This window comes from Pedococcus sp. P2_E2 (assembly GCF_056403955.1).
Map to the genome: position 1 here is coordinate 383,750 of NZ_JBFUEM010000002.1, position 18,356 is coordinate 402,105.

General features: G+C 70.7%; 18 protein-coding genes. 7 read left to right on the forward strand and 11 right to left on the reverse strand.

Annotation, left to right across the window (positions count from 1 at the left end):
- Window positions 1-30 precede the first annotated feature (30 nt).
- The 4 genes from AC1DWR_RS07415 to lhgO all read right to left on the reverse strand — a co-directional run bounded on the left by AC1DWR_RS07415 (window position 31) and on the right by lhgO (window position 3,339).
- Complete coding sequence (locus AC1DWR_RS07415; RefSeq protein WP_477624099.1) at window positions 31-723, reverse strand: hypothetical protein; 693 nt, start codon at window positions 721-723, stop codon at window positions 31-33.
- A complete protein-coding gene (locus tag AC1DWR_RS07420; RefSeq protein ID WP_477624100.1) occupies window positions 720-1,637 on the reverse strand; it encodes an ABC transporter ATP-binding protein in 918 nt (305 codons plus the stop codon). Before AC1DWR_RS07420 ends, AC1DWR_RS07415 begins: the two co-directional genes overlap by 4 nt.
- The gene (locus AC1DWR_RS07425) at window positions 1,634-1,993 is read right to left on the reverse strand and encodes a GntR family transcriptional regulator (protein ID WP_477624101.1); all 360 of its coding nucleotides are present in this window, start codon (window positions 1,991-1,993) and stop codon (window positions 1,634-1,636) included. Before AC1DWR_RS07425 ends, AC1DWR_RS07420 begins: the two co-directional genes overlap by 4 nt.
- A 146-nt stretch (window positions 1,994-2,139) precedes the next feature.
- Window positions 2,140-3,339, reverse strand: coding sequence for an L-2-hydroxyglutarate oxidase (lhgO, locus tag AC1DWR_RS07430; RefSeq protein WP_477624102.1), 1,200 nt, complete (start codon window positions 3,337-3,339; stop codon window positions 2,140-2,142).
- Window positions 3,340-3,486: 147 nt separating this feature from the next.
- Here lhgO and AC1DWR_RS07435 point away from each other — a divergent pair, with 147 nt between their 5' ends.
- Window positions 3,487-3,909, forward strand: a complete 423-nt coding sequence (locus AC1DWR_RS07435) for an Ohr family peroxiredoxin (protein ID WP_477613482.1) — start codon at window positions 3,487-3,489, stop codon at window positions 3,907-3,909.
- 6 nt (window positions 3,910-3,915) lie between these two features.
- Here the strand turns inward: AC1DWR_RS07435 and AC1DWR_RS07440 are convergent, their stop codons facing one another.
- Genes AC1DWR_RS07440 through glpX form a run of 4 tightly spaced genes read right to left on the reverse strand, consistent with a single transcriptional unit; the run spans window position 3,916 to window position 8,093 of the window.
- Window positions 3,916-4,428 (reverse strand): beta-class carbonic anhydrase, encoded by a 513-nt coding sequence (locus AC1DWR_RS07440; RefSeq protein ID WP_477613481.1) that lies wholly within the window; start codon window positions 4,426-4,428, stop codon window positions 3,916-3,918.
- Complete coding sequence (locus AC1DWR_RS07445) at window positions 4,425-6,110, reverse strand: fumarate hydratase (protein ID WP_477624103.1); 1,686 nt, start codon at window positions 6,108-6,110, stop codon at window positions 4,425-4,427. Before AC1DWR_RS07445 ends, AC1DWR_RS07440 begins: the two co-directional genes overlap by 4 nt.
- A gap of 22 nt (window positions 6,111-6,132) precedes the next feature.
- Window positions 6,133-7,053 (reverse strand): carbohydrate kinase family protein, encoded by a 921-nt coding sequence (locus AC1DWR_RS07450; protein WP_477624104.1) that lies wholly within the window; start codon window positions 7,051-7,053, stop codon window positions 6,133-6,135.
- On the reverse strand, window positions 7,050-8,093 hold the full coding sequence (glpX, locus tag AC1DWR_RS07455) for a class II fructose-bisphosphatase (RefSeq protein WP_477613478.1): 1,044 nt from the start codon (window positions 8,091-8,093) through the stop codon (window positions 7,050-7,052). Before glpX ends, AC1DWR_RS07450 begins: the two co-directional genes overlap by 4 nt.
- A 96-nt stretch (window positions 8,094-8,189) precedes the next feature.
- Here glpX and AC1DWR_RS07460 point away from each other — a divergent pair, with 96 nt between their 5' ends.
- A complete protein-coding gene (locus tag AC1DWR_RS07460; RefSeq protein WP_477624105.1) occupies window positions 8,190-8,747 on the forward strand; it encodes a DUF4245 domain-containing protein in 558 nt (185 codons plus the stop codon).
- Between the two features lie 18 nt (window positions 8,748-8,765).
- Here AC1DWR_RS07460 and AC1DWR_RS07465 read toward each other — a convergent pair whose 3' ends face one another.
- On the reverse strand, window positions 8,766-9,086 hold the full coding sequence (locus tag AC1DWR_RS07465) for an exodeoxyribonuclease VII small subunit (RefSeq protein ID WP_477624106.1): 321 nt from the start codon (window positions 9,084-9,086) through the stop codon (window positions 8,766-8,768).
- An 11-nt stretch (window positions 9,087-9,097) separates the two neighbouring features.
- Window positions 9,098-10,360: an exodeoxyribonuclease VII large subunit gene (xseA, locus tag AC1DWR_RS07470; protein ID WP_477624107.1), complete on the reverse strand. Its 1,263-nt coding sequence runs from the start codon at window positions 10,358-10,360 to the stop codon at window positions 9,098-9,100.
- 116 nt (window positions 10,361-10,476) lie between these two features.
- Here xseA and AC1DWR_RS07475 point away from each other — a divergent pair, with 116 nt between their 5' ends.
- Window positions 10,477-11,502 (forward strand): 4-hydroxy-3-methylbut-2-enyl diphosphate reductase, encoded by a 1,026-nt coding sequence (locus AC1DWR_RS07475; RefSeq protein ID WP_477613474.1) that lies wholly within the window; start codon window positions 10,477-10,479, stop codon window positions 11,500-11,502.
- A 138-nt stretch (window positions 11,503-11,640) separates the two neighbouring features.
- Window positions 11,641-12,927 carry a cytochrome P450 gene (locus AC1DWR_RS07480; RefSeq protein ID WP_477624108.1) on the forward strand — a complete coding sequence of 429 codons (1,287 nt, stop codon included), beginning with the start codon at window positions 11,641-11,643 and terminating at the stop codon, window positions 12,925-12,927.
- On the opposite strand, the gene AC1DWR_RS07485 is transcribed toward AC1DWR_RS07480, so the two are convergent.
- Complete coding sequence (locus AC1DWR_RS07485) at window positions 12,864-14,060, reverse strand: DNA recombination protein RmuC (RefSeq protein ID WP_477624109.1); 1,197 nt, start codon at window positions 14,058-14,060, stop codon at window positions 12,864-12,866. The genes AC1DWR_RS07480 and AC1DWR_RS07485 overlap by 64 nt on opposite strands.
- A gap of 48 nt (window positions 14,061-14,108) precedes the next feature.
- Here AC1DWR_RS07485 and AC1DWR_RS07490 point away from each other — a divergent pair, with 48 nt between their 5' ends.
- The 3 genes from AC1DWR_RS07490 to AC1DWR_RS07500 all read left to right on the forward strand — a co-directional run bounded on the left by AC1DWR_RS07490 (window position 14,109) and on the right by AC1DWR_RS07500 (window position 18,304).
- Window positions 14,109-15,002, forward strand: coding sequence for an NUDIX hydrolase (locus tag AC1DWR_RS07490; protein WP_477624110.1), 894 nt, complete (start codon window positions 14,109-14,111; stop codon window positions 15,000-15,002).
- A 209-nt stretch (window positions 15,003-15,211) separates the two neighbouring features.
- Window positions 15,212-15,874, forward strand: a complete 663-nt coding sequence (locus AC1DWR_RS07495) for a peptidoglycan-binding protein (protein WP_477624111.1) — start codon at window positions 15,212-15,214, stop codon at window positions 15,872-15,874.
- 120 nt (window positions 15,875-15,994) lie between these two features.
- Window positions 15,995-18,304 (forward strand): zinc metalloprotease, encoded by a 2,310-nt coding sequence (locus tag AC1DWR_RS07500; protein ID WP_477624112.1) that lies wholly within the window; start codon window positions 15,995-15,997, stop codon window positions 18,302-18,304.
- The last annotated feature ends 52 nt before the right edge of the window (window positions 18,305-18,356 follow it).

An 18,356-nucleotide genomic window follows, 5' to 3' on the forward strand; every position in this document is an offset into this window, starting at 1 on the left:
CCCTTCCCGGTAGACCCGATAAAGCTGGGATCAGGGCGTGACCCGGCGAAGCACCACCCAGGCGGCCGCGCCGAGCGCCACCGCCAGCAGGAGCGGGTAGCCACTGGTCAGGGCCAACGGGTCGGTGTCGGTGAAGAATCGCCCGACGGTGTTCCACGCGTGGCGCCAGGTGACGAGCAGGGCCGCGCCACATCCCAGCAGGAGGCTGGCCGTCGACAAGGAGAACATCCCGGTCTGCCCCCACCGCTTTAAGACGGTGCCCATGAGCATTCCCAGCGCCGACACGCAGATGAAGGGCACGGTGTAGGTGAGGAACAGTTCGACGGGGTTGCCGCGGTCCAGGAACCAGGGACCGAAGAACCGCATGTGGACGCCCCAGCCGTGTGTGGCCGCCTCGATGGCGTGGAGGGCGGTGAGCACGACACCCGCGAGCACGGACTGCCCCAGGACGTACAGACACGTTCCCTGGAAGAAGCTGCGACGGGTGGAGCTCAACCCCATCGCCAGGGGGAACACCTGCGTCCACAGCGACAGGTTCGCGAAGATCGCAACGCCGTAGAGCGAGGCGATACCACCGGTCTGCCGGTCGGCGACGGGCACGTCGGTGAGGCCGAAGATCGCGAGGTTGGCGAAGAACGAGATGGCCAGGATGATCCACGGCCAGAACATGGCGATCGGTCCAGGGAGCAGGTGGATCCGCAGGGTCTTCAGGGCTGCACTCATGAGTGGTGGGCCTCCTCGTGCTGGATCACGGTGTCGGGCTGGAGAGTGTCGGGGTGCGGTGGTGGGCCGGTGGTGGTGCGCACAACCAGCTGCTGGAGCGAAACAGGCTCGAGGCGGAGCCCATGCCGTTCGGCGATACCGGTGGGTGCACCTCGGACGGTCAACCGCGTGAAGCCGCCCAGGCTCTCTCGGTGCACGACCTCGTGACCGGTGGCGAAGTCGTCGACCGCCCCGCTCGGGCCGCTGACCACGACGAGGCTCCCTCGCAGGACGTCGGTGTCCTCGTCGACGACCACCCGCCCGTGGTCGAGCACCACGACGTGGTCGAGCAGGTCGCTCACCTCGTCGATGAGGTGGGTCGAGAGCACGATGGTGCGCGGGTGCTCGGCGTAGTCGGCCAGCAGCCGGTCGTAGAACAGCTGCCGAGCCACGGCATCGAGCCCGAGGTAGGGCTCGTCGAAGATCGTCAGGGGAGCGCGTGACGCGAGGCCGAGCACGACACCGACCGCCGACAGCTGGCCACGCGACAGCTTCTTGACCCGCTGGGTCGTCCGGAGCCGGAACTGGTCGACGAGCTCCTGCGCGAGGTCTTCATCCCACCTCGCGAACGAGATCCGGCCGGCCGAGAGGACGTGACGCACCGTGAAGCTGTCGGGGTAGTGCTGTCCCTCCCTGACGAAGCAGACCCGGTCGAGGACGTTGGCGTTCTCCCACGGGTCCTCGCCGAAGGCCCGCACGTCGCCGGAGGTCGCGAGGGCTTGTGCCGTCAGGATCTGCATCAGGGTCGTCTTGCCGGCGCCGTTGCGTCCGAGGAGGCCGTGGATGGCGTTCTCCTCCAAGCGAATTGAGACATCTTCCAGGGCGCTGACGTCTCCGAACCGCTTGCTGACGTGGTCGAGCTCGATGATGCTCACTGGTCTTCCTCCCACACGTCTATCAGCTTTCTCACGTAGTCAGGCTCGATGCCGAGCTTGTGCGCCTCGGTCATGAGCGGCGCGACGAACTGCCGCGCGAAGTCCTCCCGGCGCCGTTCGAGCAGGCGCGAGCGCGCCCCGGTGGCGACGAACATCCCGATTCCCCGTTTCTTGTAGATGATCCCGTCGGTCGCGAGCTGGGTCACGCCCTTGGCCGCCGTGGCCGGGTTGATCCGGTGGAACGCGGCGAGCTCGTTGGTCGAGGGGACCTGGCTCTCCTCGTCGATCGACCCGTCGACGATCGAGTTCTCGATCTGTTCGGCGATCTGGAGGAAGATCGGCCGGCCGTCGTCCATCAGTGGGCGCCCCTTCAGTTAGCCGGTTAGTTAGTCGAGTAACTAACCATGCAACCAATCACCGCCCGATGTCAAGCCCGGTGGTTCGGGTGTGGGTATGCCGTGTGGTCCCCACCCGGCATACCTGCTCGGAAACGCGTTGCTGGCTAAGCGGACTCGTCGAGAAGGCCGACGATGTGCCGGGCGATCTCGAAGGAGCTGGTCGCGGCCGGCGACGGGGCGTTGAGGACGTGCACCACCGACCCGGACCGCTCGATCAGGAAGTCGTCGACCAGCGAGCCGTCGCGCTTCATGGCCTGCGCGCGCACCCCTGCCGGGGCCGGCACCAGGTGTTCGTCGCGCACGTCGGGGACGAGGCGGCGCAGGCTGTCGGCGAACCGGTGGCGGGACAGGGACCGCGCGATCTCCGCAGAGCCGGCGCGGTAGTTGCGGGCTGCGAGCCGCCAGAAGCCCGGGTACGTCAGGGTGTCACGCAGCTCACGCAGCTTGACCGTGCGCCAGTCGTACCCCTCTCGGGCGAACGCGAGCACGGCGTTCGGCCCGGCGTGGATGTGCCCACCGATGCCACGGGTGAGGTGCACGCCGAGGAACGGGAAGTCCGGGTCGGGTACGGGGTAGATGAGGTTTCGCACGAGCGGTGTCGCCTCGGGCGTCAGCTCGAAGTACTCGCCGCGGAACGGCACGATGCGGGCCGAGGGCTGGTGGCCCAGGCGGCGCGCGACCTCGTCGCAGTGCAGACCGGCGCAGGCCACGACGAGGTCCGCCGCGATGTCGCCCGCCGTGGTGCGCACGATGGTCGTGGCCGCCGAGCGGACGGCACCGAGGACCTCGGCCCCCAGTATGAGGGTGGCGCCTGCCCGTTCGAGGCGCCGCACGAGGGCCTCGCACACGGCGCCGTAGTCGATGATCCCCGTCGCGGGAACGTGGAGGGCGGCGAGGGCGCTGACGTGCGGTTCGTGCTCCCTGGCCTGTTCCCCGGTGAGCCTGTCGACGACCAGACCGTTGGCGAGGCCGCGCTCCTGCAGGCGCGCCAGGCCCGGCAGCTCGTCCTCGCGCGTGGCCACGACGAGCTTGCCGCAGATCTCGTGGGGGATGGCCTCCTCCTCGGCGAAGGCAACCATCGATGCGGCGCCGGCTCGGCACATCAGAGCCTTCTTCGAGCCGGGCGCGTAGTAGAGCCCGGAGTGGATCACCCCACTGTTGCGCCCGGTCTGGTGGGCCGCCCAGCGGTGCTCCTTCTCGACCAGCGTGACGTGGGCGTCAGGGTGCTCTCGGCACAGCCGCTCCGCGACGGCGAGCCCGATGATCCCGCCGCCGATCACGAGATAGCGCAGCGGCGTCGGCATGCGCCCAGCGTAGAACCGGCCGGGACGGACCCGTGGCGGAACGACCATGATCGTCGCGCCGGAATGCCCATGGCCGGCCAGCGGTTGTCACGACCGGTTGGTGAGCCGAGGATGTCACCACCCGTCACCCCACCGAAGGCGAGCGCCATGCCCCACGAGTCACTCACCGAACCGCTCTACTCCATCGCGGCCACCGCCCAGGGCGGCAGGGCCGGCCACGTCACGAGCGAGGACGGAGTCGTCCACCTCAAGCTGGGCAAGCCCGGCAGCAAGGCGAACCCCAAGGCCAACCCCGAGACGCTCTTTGCCTCCGGCTTCGCCGCCTGTTTCGGCAACGCCCTCAACTCGGTGGCCACGGCGATGGGTCTGGACACCTCGGACTCGACGGTCACCGCCACCGTGACGCTCGGGAAGACCGACACGGGTGTGGGTCTCGCGGTCGCCCTCGTCGCGGACGTGCCGGGCCTCGACCGCGGCACCGCCCAGCAGCTCGTCGACGCCGCCCACGAGCGCTGCCCCTACTCCAAGGCCACCCGCGGCAACATCGACGTCACGGTCGCCCTCGCCTGAGTGCGGTCAGACCAGCCGCGACAGCAGGCCGGTGTCGACGTCGTACATGAAGCCGCCCACGGCGACCTGGTCGCCGATGAGGGGGTGCGACCGGACGGCGCGCACGTCGGCGAGCAGCGCTTCCCGCTGGTCGTCGATGACGTGGAACCCCTGCCACGAGGCGTCCTGACCGGCCGAGGCACCGACGCGCTCGCGCAGCTCGGCCTCGGTGTTGCTCGCCATCGCGCACCTGGTGTGGGGGACGATGAGGATGCGCTCGACCCCGAGCAGGTGCACGCCGAGGACCAGCGCCTCGAGGGCGTTGGCCGTGATGCGCCCACCGGGGTTGCGGAAGATCTTGGCGTCGCCCGGGGACAGGCCGAGCATCCGCAGCGGGTCGATGCGCGAGTCCATGCAGGTGACCACGGCGACGCCGCGGTGCGCGATGCCGTCGAAGCCGCCGAGCGTGAAGCGGGCGGCGAACGCCTCGTTCGCGGCGAGGAGGTCGTCGAACCCTTGGGGGGCAGGAGTTTCGTTCACAGGAGTCCCGGTCGCTTGGGGATGGACATGGCCATCGGCTTGATGGTGGACGCGAAGAAGTCGTTGCCCTTGTCGTCGACGACGATGAAGGCGGGGAAGTCCTCGACCTCGATCTTCCAGACGGCCTCCATGCCGAGCTCGGGGTACTCCAGCACCTCGACCGACTTGATGCAGTCCTGGGCGAGCCGGGCGGCCGGACCGCCGATCGAACCGAGGTAGAAGCCCCCGTGCGTGTCGCACGCATCGGTGACCTGCTTGGAGCGGTTGCCCTTGGCCAGCATCACCATCGAGCCACCGGCGGCCTGGAACTGGTCGACGTAGGAGTCCATCCGACCGGCTGTCGTCGGGCCGAACGAGCCGCTCGCATAGCCCTCCGGCGTCTTCGCCGGGCCGGCGTAGTAGACGGCGTGGTCCTTGAGGTACTGAGGCATGCCGTCGCCGGCGTCGAGCCGCTCCTTGATCTTGGCGTGCGCGATGTCGCGGGCTACGACCAACGGACCGGAGAGCGAAAGTCGTGTCTTGACAGGGTATTTCGTGAGCTCCTCGCGGATCTCGTCCATCGGCCGGTTGAGGTCGATGCGCACGACGTCGTCGCCCTCGTCCTCGAGGTGCTCCTCGGTCGTCTCGGGCAGGAACCGCGCGGGGTCGCGCTCCAGGACCTCGATGAAGACACCGTCGGGGGTGATCTTGCCCAGCGCCTGGCGGTCGGCCGAGCAGGAGACGGCGATGGCGATGGGGAGCGACGCGCCGTGGCGCGGGAGCCGGACGACCCGGACGTCGTGGCAGAAGTACTTGCCGCCGAACTGGGCGCCGATGCCGAAGTTGCGGGTCAGCTCGAGGACCTGCTCCTCGAGCTCGGTGTCGCGGAACCCGTGCGCCGCGATGGACCCCTCCCTGGGCAGCTCGTCGAGGTACTTGGCCGATGCGTACTTGGCTGTCTTGAGGGCGAACTCGGCACTCGTGCCGCCGATGACGATGGCCAGGTGGTACGGCGGGCACGCGGAGGTGCCGAGGCTGCGCAGCTTCTCGTCGAGGAAGGCGAGCATGCGCTCGGGGTTCAGGACCGCCTTGGTCTCCTGGTAGAGGAACGACTTGTTGGCGCTGCCACCGCCCTTGGCCATGAACAGGAACTTGTATGCCGTCTCGTGCCCCTCGGCGGTGTCGGCGTAGAGCTCGATCTGGGCGGGGAGGTTGGAGCCGGTGTTCTTCTCCTCCCACGTGGTGATGGGCGCCATCTGCGAGTAGCGGAGGTTGAGGCGGGTGTAGGCGTCGTAGACCCCGCCGGCGATGGCGCGCTCGTCGGTGCCGGCCGTGAGCACGTGCTGGCCGCGCTTGCCCATCACGATCGCCGTGCCGGTGTCCTGGCACATGGGCAGGACACCGCCGGCGGCGATGTTGGCGTTCTTGAGGAGGTCCAGCGCCACGAACTTGTCGTTGTTGCTCGCGTCCGGGTCGTCGATGATGCGACGCAGCTGGGCCAGGTGCGCGGGGCGCAGGTAGTGCGCGATGTCGTGCATGGCCGTCTCGGTGAGCGTCCGCAGCGCCTCGGGCTCGACCTGCAGGAACGTGCGTCCGCCTGGTCCCTCGACGGTGGAGACGCCTTCTGTGGTGACCAGGCGGTACTCGGTCTCGTCCGGGCCGATCGGCAACAGGTCCGCGTAGTCGAAGTCGTTCTCGGGCATGGTTGGGGGTGTTCTCCTTGGTCTACAGCTCGTCGAGGGCGGGGGCGTAGGCCCCGGCCTTCCCGACCGTGACCCCGCTGGTGGCTGTGCCACGGGCGACGGCCGGTCGGACGTCCTCCAGTGTCGCGCTGCGGAGGCGCTCGCGCGCACCCGGGTCGCCCAGCAGGCCGGAGGCGAGCAGGCCGGAGATGAGCCCGGCCATGAAGGAGTCGCCGGCCCCGACGGTGTCGACGACCCGTTCGGCTGCGGTTGCGGCGCTGCCCTCCTCTCCGGTCCCCGTCACGCGGAAGACGACGCCGTGCTCGCCGCGCGTGACGACGCAGAGCGAGGCGCCGAGCTCGCCCCAGTGGGCCATCACCTCGGAGGGTGACTGCCCGGCATACAGCAGCTCGAGGTCGTCCTCGCTGGCCTTGACCACGTCGGCGAGGGCGATGATGCCCTCGACCTGCTCGCGCACGTCGTCGAGGTCGCCCATGATCCCCGGGCGGATGTTGGGGTCGTAGGAGACGGTGCCCAGCTCACGCATGGTGCGCAGGCCCTCGAGCACGCTGGTGGCACCGGGCGCCAGGACGGCCCCGATCGAACCGGTGTGCAGGTGGCCAGTACCGTCCGCGGGCTGGATGGGCGGGAGGTTCCAGTGCAGGTCGAACACGTAGGTGGCGGCACCCGACGCGTCGAGCCGAGCCACGGCCGTGGACGTGGGGTCGTCCCCGCGGCTCGTGGAGAGCACGGTCACGCCGTGGCGGACCAGGTGCCCGGCGATGCGCTCCCCGCGCGGGTCGTGGCCCAGCGACGTGGCGAGGTCGACGGGGTGGTCGAGCCGGGCCAGGCCTACCGCGACGTTGGCAGGGCTGCCTCCGACGTGTTCCACCAACTCGCCGTCCGGGTCGATCACGATGTCGATGAGGGCCTCGCCCACCACGAGGACGCGGGGGCGGGTCACGACGAGGCCCCGCGCGCGTGGTCGAAGTCGATGGACGAGTAGGCGCGCAGCTTGGCGAGCTGGTGGTGGCTCTCGATGAGCCGGATGGTTCCGGACTTGGAGCGCATCACCAGGGAGTGGGTCGTCACCCCGCCCGCGCGGTAGCGAACCCCCTTGAGCAGCTCGCCGTCGGTGATGCCGGTGGCCACGAAGAAGCAGTTCTCGCCGGTGACCAGGTCGTCGGTCGACAGCACCCGGTCGAGGTCGTGCCCCGCGTCGACGGCGCGCTGGCGCTCGTCGTCGTCCTGCGGCCACAGCCGGCCCTGGATGACGCCGCCGAGGCACTTGATCGCACAGGCCGTGATGATCCCCTCGGGCGTCCCGCCGATGCCGAGGAGGAGGTCGATGCCGGTGTCGTCGCGGGCCGCCATGATCGCGCCGGCCACGTCGCCGTCGGAGATGAAGCGCAGCCGTGCCCCGGCGTCGCGCACGTCCGCGGCGAGCTGCTGGTGGCGGGGGCGGTCGAGCATGACCACCGTGACGTCTTCGACGGTCTCCTTCTTGGCCTTGGCGATCCGCTTGATGTTCTCGGCGACCGGGAGGCGGATGTCGACGACGTCGGCGGCCTCCGGACCGGTGACGAGCTTGTCCATGTAGAAGACGGCGCTGGGGTCGTACATCGAGCCGCGCTCCGACACGGCGAGCACCGAGACGGCGTTGGACTGGCCCTTGGCCGTGAGCGTCGTGCCGTCGATCGGGTCGACGGCGACGTCGCACTCGGGACCGACGCCGTCGCCGACCTCCTCGCCGTTGTAGAGCATGGGGGCGTCGTCCTTCTCGCCCTCGCCGATGACCACGACACCCTTCATCGACACCGTGCTGATGAGCGCGCGCATGGCCTCGACGGCGGCACCGTCGGCGCCGTTCTTGTCGCCGCGGCCGACCCAGCGGCCACCGGCCATGGCGGCTGCCTCGGTCACCCGCACCAGCTCGAGGGCGAGGTTGCGGTCAGGTGCCTCGACACCCACGCGCAGGGACGAGGGGAGGTGCTGCTCGGACATGCATCGATCCTTCACACGGCGACGGGTGAGCGCGTGCAGCCTATCGGTGGCAGGGGCGGTTGGCGCCGAGCGGTGCGCGTCATGGACGATGGGGGTGTGAGCGCGCCCGCACCCCGTAGTTCCTATGCCAACGGCTCCGCGGCCAACATGGTCCGGTCCCTGGTGGTCATCGGCGTGATCGTGGCGGCGCTCATCGCCATCGTGCCCCGGGTCAACAGCGTGTCGCAGCCTCCGGTCGACGTCGCTGGAGCCTCCGTCGAGGTCGCCAGGGAGAGCGGCTGGCCGATCGACCGGCCCGAGGCGCTGCCCGACGGCTGGAAGGCGACCAGCGTGCGCTACGTGCGTTCCACGGACGGCCTGATGACCTGGCACGCGGGCTACCAGTCGCCGACGGGCAACTACATCGCGATCGAGCAGACCAAGGACGCGAGCGACGAGTGGGTCTCCGCCCAGACCAACCGGGCCACCAGGACCGGTGAGGTGCAGGCCGCCGGCAAGACGTGGGGCACCTACGTGCGCAGCGGCAAGCTGCAGAACAGCCTGGTCCACCGGGCGCAGACCCCCACCGAGCTCACCACGATCGTCACGGGTACCGGCACGTTCGAAGAGCTCACGGCCTTCGCCGAGACGCTGCGGCCGGTCGCGACCGGCTGACGCCGCGCCCCCGACGGGTCAGCCGGACCGGCCGGGCTGCTCGGCGTCGTCCTGCGTGAGGGCGGCTTCCGCTCCGTCGAGCCAGGTGCTGCAGTGCGCTGCCAGTGCCTCACCGCGCTGCCACAGGCGCATGCTCTCCTCGAGCCCGAGCTGTCCACCCTCGAGCTGGGCGACCACGTCGATGAGCTCGTCGCGCGCCTGCTCGTAGGACAGCTCCGCCACGTCGTCGAAGGCGCTGTCCGTCTCGAGGGCACTGTCCGTCTCGACGGCACCGTCGCTCCCGACGGTGCTGTCGCTCTCGACGGCGGCCGCCGTCGCCTTGTCTGCTCCCTTGGCCATGGTGAAGGAGCCTAACCGGAGGAGTCCGGGAGCCCGACGACGCTCGCCGCGAAGTCACCACGGGCCACCCGAACCCGCAGCACTTCGTTGACCGTCACGTCGGCCTGGTCCATGACCACGCGTCCGTCGCGGTGCTGCACCACGGCATACCCGCGCTCGAGGGTGGACAACGGCGACAGGGTCCGCACCTGGGCTCGGAGGTGGGCGATCTGGTCGGTGGCGCGGTGCACGGACGCGAGCACGCGGCGGTGCGCGCGGTCGGTGAGTGCGTCCAGCTCCTGGCGGCGGGCGTCGATCATCGCGGCGGGACGTGCCATCACGGGGCGGGAGCGCAGCGCGATGAGGTGCCTGCGCTCGCTGGCGATTCGCGCGTGCAGTGCGCGTCGTCCGCGGTCGCGGGAGTGGCGTACGCCATGGCGTTCGGCCTGCGCATCGGGGACCACCCGCTTGCCCGCGTCGGTCGGTGTCGAGGCGCGCCAGTCCGCGACGTGGTCGAGCAGAGGGGTGTCGACGTCGTGGCCGATCGCCGAGACCACCGGCGTGCGGGCCGCGGCGACGGCGCGGACCAGTGCCTCGTTGCTGAACGGCAGGAGGTCCTCGACCGACCCGCCGCCGCGGGCGATGACGATGACGTCCACCTCGGGGTCGGCATCGAGCTCCTGCAGCGCTGCCATCACCTCCTGCACGGCTGTGCCACCCTGGACGGCGACCTCCCGGATCGCGAACCGGACCGTCGGCCAGCGCCGGCGCGCGTTCTCGACGACGTCCTTCTCGGCGGCACCAGCCCGGCCGCAGATGAGGCCGACGGTGCGTGGCAGGAACGGCAACGGTCGTTTGCGGTTGGCGTCGAACAGTCCCTCCGAGGCGAGGGTTCGCTTGAGGTGCTCGACGCGCGCGAGGAGCTCGCCCACCCCCACGGGCCGGATCTGGCGGGCGTCGAGCATGAGCGAGCCGCGCTGGGTCCAGAACACCGGCTTGGCCTGGAGCACGACACGGGCGCCCTGGGTCAGCGGGGTCGGCATCGCGTCGAGGGCGTTGACCTGGATCGCGACCGACAGCGACATGTCGACGTCGGGGTCGCGCAGGGTGAGGTAGGCGGTGCGCTGGCCCGGTCGGCGGGTGAGCTGGACGACCTGGCCCTCGACCCAGAGGACCGACATCTTCTCGACGTACACGGCGATGCGCATGCTCAGCAGGCGCACCGGCCACGGCGACTCGGCCGAGGTGTCTGCGGCCTTCTCGGGCAGCGCCGGTCGCTGTTCTGGGCCGCTCACGCGGCTCACTCTAGGACGTGGCCACCGACAGTCCTTCGGGTATGCCGCGTGGTGACCACGCGGCATACCCTCACCGGCGATTGGGGTGCCGTGCGGAGGCAACCTACGATGGACCCATGACTGACGCCACGGAACGACCCACCAAGCGCGTGCTGCTCGCGGCCCCGCGGGGGTACTGCGCCGGCGTCGACCGGGCCGTCGTGACCGTGGAGAAGGCCCTCGAGCTGTACGGCCCGCCCGTGTACGTGCGCAAGGAGATCGTGCACAACAAGCACGTGGTCACGACACTGGAGAAGCGCGGCGCGATCTTCGTGGAGGAGACCGACGAGGTGCCCGAGGGCGCCACGGTCATCTTCTCGGCGCACGGCGTCGCCCCCGTGGTCCACGAGGAGGCCAAGGCCCTCAACCTCAAGACCATCGACGCGACCTGCCCGTTGGTGACCAAGGTGCACCGCGAGGCGGTGCGGTTCGCCAGCGACGACTTCGACATCCTGCTCATCGGCCACGAGGGGCACGAGGAGGTGGTCGGCACCTCGGGTGAGGCGCCCGAGCACATCACGCTCGTCGACGGGCCCGATGACGTGGCCAACGTGACCGTCCGCGACCCCGACAAGGTCGTCTGGCTGTCGCAGACCACCCTGTCGGTCGACGAGACCATGGAGACGGTGCGCCGGCTGCGGGAGCGCTTCCCCTCGCTGCAGGACCCGCCCAGCGACGACATCTGCTACGCCACCCAGAACCGCCAGCTCGCCGTCAAGCAGATGGCTCCCGACTGCGACCTGATGATCGTCGTGGGCTCCCGCAACTCCTCGAACTCCGTGCGCCTCGTCGAGGTCGCCCTGGAGCACGGCTCCAAGGCGGGGCACCTCGTGGACTACGCCGACGAGATCGACGAGACGTGGCTCGAGGGCGTGGCCACCGTGGGTGTCACGTCCGGCGCCTCGGTCCCCGAGCTGCTCGTCCGTGACGTGCTGACCTACCTGGCGGAGCGCGGCTACGCCGACGTCGCGCCGGTGGTCGCAGCCGAGGAGAGCCTGCTGTTCTCGCTGCCCAACGAGATCCGGCGCGACCTCAAGGCCCGCGGCCTGAGCGACAAGATGCGCCACGACGCGGCGTTCGAAGAGGCCGGCTCGCTCCACTGATGCCGAGCTGACCAAGGGCTTGGTCGCGTCCGAGGTGGCGCACGAGGAACGACCGGGCAGCGAGAGGTCGGTCACGACGCGCGCTGTCCAGCACGATGGTGACCACGAGATGGACCCGGCGCGGGTACCGTCTGAGCCATGATCGGCCTGACGAGTGCGCGAACGCGGCTGACGCAGCGGCTCGTCGCCCGGGCCACGGGTGGCGGGCCCGTCGACCTGACGAGCCTGGAGGCCGTCCCACGCCGGCTCCTGCGACCGTTGCGACGGTCCGGGTTGGACCCCGTCCACCGCATCGGCTCCTCGGCCCCGGACCCCGTGCACCGGCTGGCGCACATGTTCGGCATGAACATCTGGCTCGTGTCGGGCCAGGAAGAGGTCAAGGCCGTGCTGGCCGACCAGAGGCGGTTCAGCAACGACATCCGTCCCTATGTCGGCGCGGCAGGGGCGAGCGTCGGTGGGCTCGGGTTCAGCGACCCACCCGAGCACACCCGGTTGCGGACCCTGCTCACCCCGGAGTTCACCATGCGCCGGATCAACCGGCTGACGCCTCGCATCGAGGCGATCGTCGACGAGCAGCTCGACCAGATGGAGGCCGGCGGCCCGGTCGTCGACCTCGTCGAGCGGTTCGCGTTCCCGATCCCGTTCCTCGTCATCTGTGAGCTGCTCGGGCTGCCGGCCGAGGACCGCGCGCGGTTCATGACCCTCAGCCACGCCAGGTTCGACGTGACGGCCGGCGGCGCGGGCGCCTTCGGTGCCATCTCGCAGAGCCAGCTGTTCCTCCTCGATGCCACCCGCAAGCAGCGGGCCGACCCGGGCGACGGTCTGCTGGGCCGGATCCTCGCCGCAGTGGGCGACGAGGTCGGCGACGAGGAGGTTGCCGGTCTGGCCGACGGTGTCTTCACGGGCGGCTACGAGACGACGGCCAGCATGCTGGCGCTCGGCTCACTGGTCCTGCTGCAGGACCGAAAGCACTTCGAGCTGGTCCGCGACGAAGACAGTGCGATCGACCGGGTGGTGGAGGAGATGCTGCGCTACCTCAGCGTCGTCCAGATCGCCTTCCCCCGGTTCGCCAAGGAGGACCTCGACCTCTTCGGCAAGCGGATCCACAAGGGTGACGTCGTGATCGCCGCCCTCAGCCGGGCGGACCGGGACCACCGGGTCGGGCCTGACCTCGGCACCTTCGACCCGAACCGGCCACCGTCGCCCCACGTGGCGTTCGGCTACGGCTTCCACCGCTGCGTCGGCGCCGAGCTGGCTCGCCTGGAGCTGCGGATCGCGTTCCCCAGGCTGCTTCGCCGGTTCCCGGAATTGGCTCTGGCGGTGAAGCCGGAGACCCTGGCGTTCCGCGACAAGTCGATCGTCTATGCGGTGGACTCCCTGCCGGTCCACCTCGGTGCGGCGTCGAGGTCGTCGAAGGCGAGCTGAGGACGCTCCGCGTCGGCGGTGGCGGCCTCGATGAGCTCCATCGCCGTGAGGACCCGGGGCCCGGCCTCGAGCGCCTGGGGGCTGGGCAGCGGCTGCTCGACGATCCCTGCCTCGTGCATCCTGCGTGCCGAGACGAGGACGCGCGACTCCAGCGCCCCGACCATCTGGTTGTAGGCCTCGACGGACCTCTGCAGCGCGGTGCCCATCTTCATGGTGTGGCTTCCCAGGGTGCCCAGCCGGTCGTAGAGGTCGCGGCCCAGGGTCATCACCTCCCGCGCGTGGGCCGTGAGGGCGTACTGCTGCCAGGTGAAGGCGACGGTGCGCAGCAGGGCGAGCAACGACCCCGGGCCGACCAGCACGACCCGTCGGGCCATGGCGTCCTCGTGCAGCGCCGGGTCGGCCGACAGGGCGGCGGCGAGCATCGCGTCGCTGGGCACGAAGCAGACGACCATCTCGGGCGAGTTCTCGAAGGCGGTCCAGTAGTCCTTGGCGGCCAGGGCCGTGACGTGCGACTTCAGGGACGCCGCGTGGGCTCGCAGGAAGGTCGCGCGCTCAGTCGCCGACAGGTCCTCCGCCTGGGCCGACAGGAACGCGCCCATCGGCGCCTTGGAGTCGATGACGAGGTACTTGTCCCCGGGCAGCCGCACCACCACGTCGGGGCGCACCTGACGCTGGTGCCGGCTCACGCGGCACACCTGCTCGTCGAAGTCGCACCTCGCGAGCAGCCCCGCGTGCTCGAGGACCCGGCGCAGCTGCACCTCTCCCCATGCACCGCGGACCGTCGAGGAGTTGAGCGAACCGGCCAGTGACTGCGTCTGGCGGCCGAGGGCGGTGGTGGACTCGCGCACGGCGGCGATCGTGGTCTCGAGGGCGGCGAACTGGCTGGTGCGGTCGCGCTCCAGGGTGCCGACCTGCTGCTCGACCCGGGCCAGGGCGTCGCGCAGGGGGAGCAGTGCCGCTGCTGTCTGCGCGTCGTCGGAGAGGGCCGCCTCGAGGTCGACCACGCGCTCGCGCAGCAGGTCGGACTCGGTGCGCGCCGACGCGAGGGCGGCGGCGCCGGAGGTGCGCGCGACCCACCACCCGGCCGCCGCGCCGACGACCAGGCCGAGGATGAGGATGCCCACGAGTTCCATGCGCCGACCTTCCCACCTGGCGCCGACAGCCGTGTCTAGGCTGGCCGGGTGCCCACCCCACACCTGACGGACGGAGACGACCTCAGCCTGCGTGTCATCGAGGACGACGGTGGCCTTGGTGACCACGCCTTCGCGGTCGTGTGGGAGGGCGAGCAGGTGGGGCGCATCGAGGTGATCGAGGACGGGTCCGGTGACGCCGACCTGATCTGGGCGGTCGTCGCGGAGTACCGCGAGGTGGGCATCATCGAACGCGCCCTGCGCCTCACCGTCGCTTGGACCTTCGAAGCCCTCGATGTGCAGCGCATCGAGGCGCGGGTCGACGATGCCGACCGAGCAGGCGTGCGCGCTGCGCTTCGGGCCGGTCTGCGCAAGGAGGGGGTCGCGCGCGGTGCACTCTCCGGCCCGGGCGACCGCCGCGACACCATGGTCCTGGCCCGGCTGCGCACGGACGCCGCACCCGACAGTCGCGACGGCTTCATCGCGCTGCTCAACTCCTCACTCCCGACCAAGCGCGCCATCGCCCAGGGGGTGCTCCGGGACTCCGAGGGCCGGGTCCTGCTGTGCGAGCTGACCTACAAGGCCGAGTGGGACCTGCCGGGCGGTGTGGTCGACCCGTCCGAGTCGCCCGCCCACTGCGTGGTGCGCGAGGTCAAGGAGGAGCTCGCCATCGACGTGGAGGTCAAGGGACTGCTCGCGGTCAACTGGCTGCCGCCGTGGCGCGGCTGGACCGACGCGACGGTCTTCGTCTTCGACCTCGGGGTCGCACCTGACGACCTCATCGCCCGCACCACGTTGGAACGCCGGGAGATTCGTTCGCTGCACTTCGCGGGCGAAGAGGAGTGGGAGGAACGTGTCGCGCCCTACAACCAGCGCCTGCTCGCCTTCCTCGCCGTCCATGCGGGCCCCACGGCATACCTCGAGGACGGACTCCCGGCCCTGTGAGGTGAGGTCGACCACGTATGCCGCGCGGCAGCCGCCGCTGCGTATGCCGCGCGGCAGCCGCCGCTGCGGCGGCCCGGGGGAGTCTTGGGAGGGCCGTCTCCGTGGGCATCGCCGCAGGTCAGAGGGCTCTTCGATGTGCATTGAGGGACTGTGCCCGATAGCCTCACAAGGTCATCGGGCCGGGGAAACCGTCGAACACGGAGTGCACCATGACTGACTCGAGCATGCCGCCGCTGACCGCGGACGACCTGGCCGCAGAGGGCGCCACCGCCCTGCCCGACAAGGAGGTCATCAGCCTCCTGGACCTGAACGCCGACCTCGACATCGGCCTCGACGCCGCGGCCCCCATCGACCTGGCGGTCGCCGCCAACGCCAACGTGGCGGCGCCGATCGACGCCGCGGTGGGCGCGAACGTCCTCTCCGTGGGCTCCGAGGCCCAGGCGCTCGCCGACCAGGGTGTCGTCATCGACCAGGGCATCACCGGCGAGGCCGTGGCCGACGCTGGTCAGGACTCGACCATCGACCAGGCGGCACCGGACGCCGCAGCGGCTGACGCGCCCGTCGACGCGACCACGCCGGCGAGCGGAGCCACGGACGCGGCGGCTCCTGTCACCAGCGACGGTGCGCTCGACGGCGACCTGCTCAACGTCGACGTCGACCTCGCCGCCGACCTCGACCTCGCTGCCCCGATCGCCGGGGCCGTGGCCGCCAACGCCAACGTGGCTGCGCCCATCGACGCCGCGGTCGCCGCCAACATCGGGTCGATCGACTCCGACGCCGCGGCGCTCGCCCAGCAGGACGCGATCATCGTGCAGCACATCGACGCCGACGCGAACGCGACGACCGACCAGTCGTCGGACATCTCCCAGTAGTCGGCGCGGAGTCTTCCTGACGTGACACCTTTCGAGGGCCGAGGGGCCCCCGCTGCACCGGCACCTGCCCCAGACCAGACCCCCGCAGGTACCGCACCCCCACTCTCCGATGGGGGTGCGGTGCCGGTGCGTGCGGACGGAGTGCAGCTCCTCGGCGCGGTGCCCGGGTCTGGCTACCGCGTGGCGCCCGCTCTCGTGCGCCGCGGCGACGGCCAGACGATCCAGCTCACTCCGCTGCTCTACGCCGTGCTGGAGCAGGTGGACGGCCGCCGGTCGCTGGCAGAGGTGGCCGAGGCAGTGGGAGAGGCCGTCGGTCGTCAGGTCTCCGCCGCGGACGTCGAGACGCTGTGTGACAGCAAGCTGCGCACCCTCGGGCTCCTCACGAAGGTCGATGGCTCGGACCCGGAGGTGCGCCGCTCGAACCCGTTGCTCGCGCTGCGGTTCAAGTACGTCGTCTCGGACCCGGAGGCGACCAGGCGAGTCACCGCCCCGTTCGCCCTGCTCTTCGCCCCCGTCGTCGTGGTGGTCCTCGTGGTCGCCTTCTTCGCGGTGTGCGGCTGGGTGCTGCTCCACAAGGGACTCGCGTCGGCCACCCATCAGGCCTTCGACCAGCCGGCCCTGCTGCTGGCGGTCTTCGCCCTGACCGTCGTCTCCGCTGGCTTCCACGAGTTCGGGCATGCCGCAGCAGCCCGCTACGGCGGGGCCACACCAGGGGCGATGGGGACTGGCCTGTACCTCGTCTGGCCGGCGTTCTACACCGACGTGACCGACAGCTATCGCCTGGGTCGCGCTGGGCGGGTCCGCACCGACCTCGGCGGCCTCTACTTCAACGCGATCGTCGCGGTCGCGATGTTCGGTGTGTGGTGGGCCACCGGATGGGATGCCATCCTCCTGATCATCGCGACGCAGGTGCTCCAGATGGTGCGCCAGCTGGCGCCGCTCGTGCGCTTCGACGGCTACCACGTCCTGGCCGACCTCACAGGGGTGCCCGACCTCTACCACCGGATCAAGCCGACCCTCGTGGGCCTGCTTCCCCGGCACTGGAACGACCCGGAGGCCACGGTGCTCAAGCCGTGGGCCCGGGCGGTCGTCACCCTGTGGGTGGTCGTCGTCGTGCCGCTGCTGCTGTTCTCCCTCGTGATGATGGTCCTGAGCTTCCCTCGGGTGGCGGGGACCGCGTGGGCGTCCGTCGGTCGGCAGTGGGCGCGGCTGGAGACCCAGCTCGGAGACGGCGACCTGCTCGCCGTGCTGGTGCGGGCGCTGTCCATCGTCGCCATCGCCCTGCCCGTCCTCGGCGTCGTCTTCATCGTCACCCGGGTCGTGCGGCAGGTCGTCGCGGGCACGTGGCGGGCCACGGAGGACCGTCCGGTGCGGCGTGCCCTCGCCGGCGTGGTCGCGCTGGCAGTGGTGGCCGGGCTCGCCTGGTCCTGGTGGCCGCAGCCGGGCACCTACCGGCCCGTCCAGGCCTACGAGCGGGGAACGTTGGCCGACGCGGTCTCGAGCACGCTGCGCTCAGGAGTGCCCGCCACGCTGCAGGAAGGTCGAGAGGGCGCCGGGCAAGCGGTCTGGCCGCAGGGAGACGCCCTGCCGACGGCCGAGGAACCCGAGCTGGCCGTGGTCATGGTGCCGCGGAGCGGTCAGCCCCGGGGCGGCCAGGAGCCGCCGACCTGGGTCTTCCCGTTCAACCGACCGTTGCCGCCCGGTGAGGGCGGCAACCAGGCCATGGCCGTGAACACCACGGACGGGTCCACGCTCTACGACGTGGCCTTCGCCCTCGTCTGGGCGGATCGCGACACGGTGGCCAACACCAATGAGGCCTATGCCCTGGCATCCTGCGCGGGGTGCCAGACGGTGGCCGTGGCCTTCCAGGTCGTCCTCGTCCTCGGGAATGCCCACGTCGTGGTGCCGGAGAACGTCGCGGCAGCCGTCAACTACAGCTGTGTCCAGTGCGTCACCGCGGCGCTCGCGACGCAGCTCGTGGTGACCCTCTCCGGTCCGCTCACCGAGCAGAGCACCGCCGACCTCGGCGCGCTGTGGAAGGAGATCGCGGCCTTCGGAGAGTCCATCAGGGGCGTCCCGCTCAGCGAGCTTCAGGATCGGCTCACTGAGTACGAGCGACAGATCCTGGCGATCGTGCAGCAGGACCCGGCCTGGGTTGCCCCGGCCGGGGGCAACCCGCCGAGTCCGACCGCGCCCTCGACGGGCACCTCGTCCGCAACCTCGCAGTCAGGAGGCCAGGCCGGCACGGTGTCCCCGACCGCCGGACCCACGGGGTCGACCGGCAGCCCGTCGTCGTCGAGCACGTCCACCGGCCCGGAGGGCTCGACCAGCCCGACGGACAGCACGAACCCGACGGCCCCCTCGTCCGAACCCTCGCCGACTGCGTCGGTGGCCCCTGCGGACGTGGCGGAGGCCACGGCCACGCCCTGACGGGCGGCTGCGCGGCATACCCTCCAGTGACGTCAGGTATGCCGCGCGGCGC

Coding starts and splice junctions, on each gene's coding strand:
- AC1DWR_RS07445 (WP_477624103.1), bottom strand. CDS start 6,110: ATGCCCGAGAACGACTTCGACTACGCGGACCTGTTGCCGATCGGCCCG.
- glpX (WP_477613478.1), bottom strand. CDS start 8,093: ATGTCCGAGCAGCACCTCCCCTCGTCCCTGCGCGTGGGTGTCGAGGCA.
- AC1DWR_RS07485 (WP_477624109.1), bottom strand. CDS start 14,060: ATGGAACTCGTGGGCATCCTCATCCTCGGCCTGGTCGTCGGCGCGGCG.
- AC1DWR_RS07465 (WP_477624106.1), bottom strand. CDS start 9,086: ATGGCCAAGGGAGCAGACAAGGCGACGGCGGCCGCCGTCGAGAGCGAC.
- AC1DWR_RS07495 (WP_477624111.1), top strand. CDS start 15,212: ATGACTGACTCGAGCATGCCGCCGCTGACCGCGGACGACCTGGCCGCA.
- lhgO (WP_477624102.1), bottom strand. CDS start 3,339: ATGCCGACGCCGCTGCGCTATCTCGTGATCGGCGGCGGGATCATCGGG.
- AC1DWR_RS07475 (WP_477613474.1), top strand. CDS start 10,477: ATGACTGACGCCACGGAACGACCCACCAAGCGCGTGCTGCTCGCGGCC.
- AC1DWR_RS07435 (WP_477613482.1), top strand. CDS start 3,487: ATGCCCCACGAGTCACTCACCGAACCGCTCTACTCCATCGCGGCCACC.
- AC1DWR_RS07415 (WP_477624099.1), bottom strand. CDS start 723: ATGAGTGCAGCCCTGAAGACCCTGCGGATCCACCTGCTCCCTGGACCG.
- AC1DWR_RS07480 (WP_477624108.1), top strand. CDS start 11,641: ATGATCGGCCTGACGAGTGCGCGAACGCGGCTGACGCAGCGGCTCGTC.
- AC1DWR_RS07425 (WP_477624101.1), bottom strand. CDS start 1,993: ATGGACGACGGCCGGCCGATCTTCCTCCAGATCGCCGAACAGATCGAG.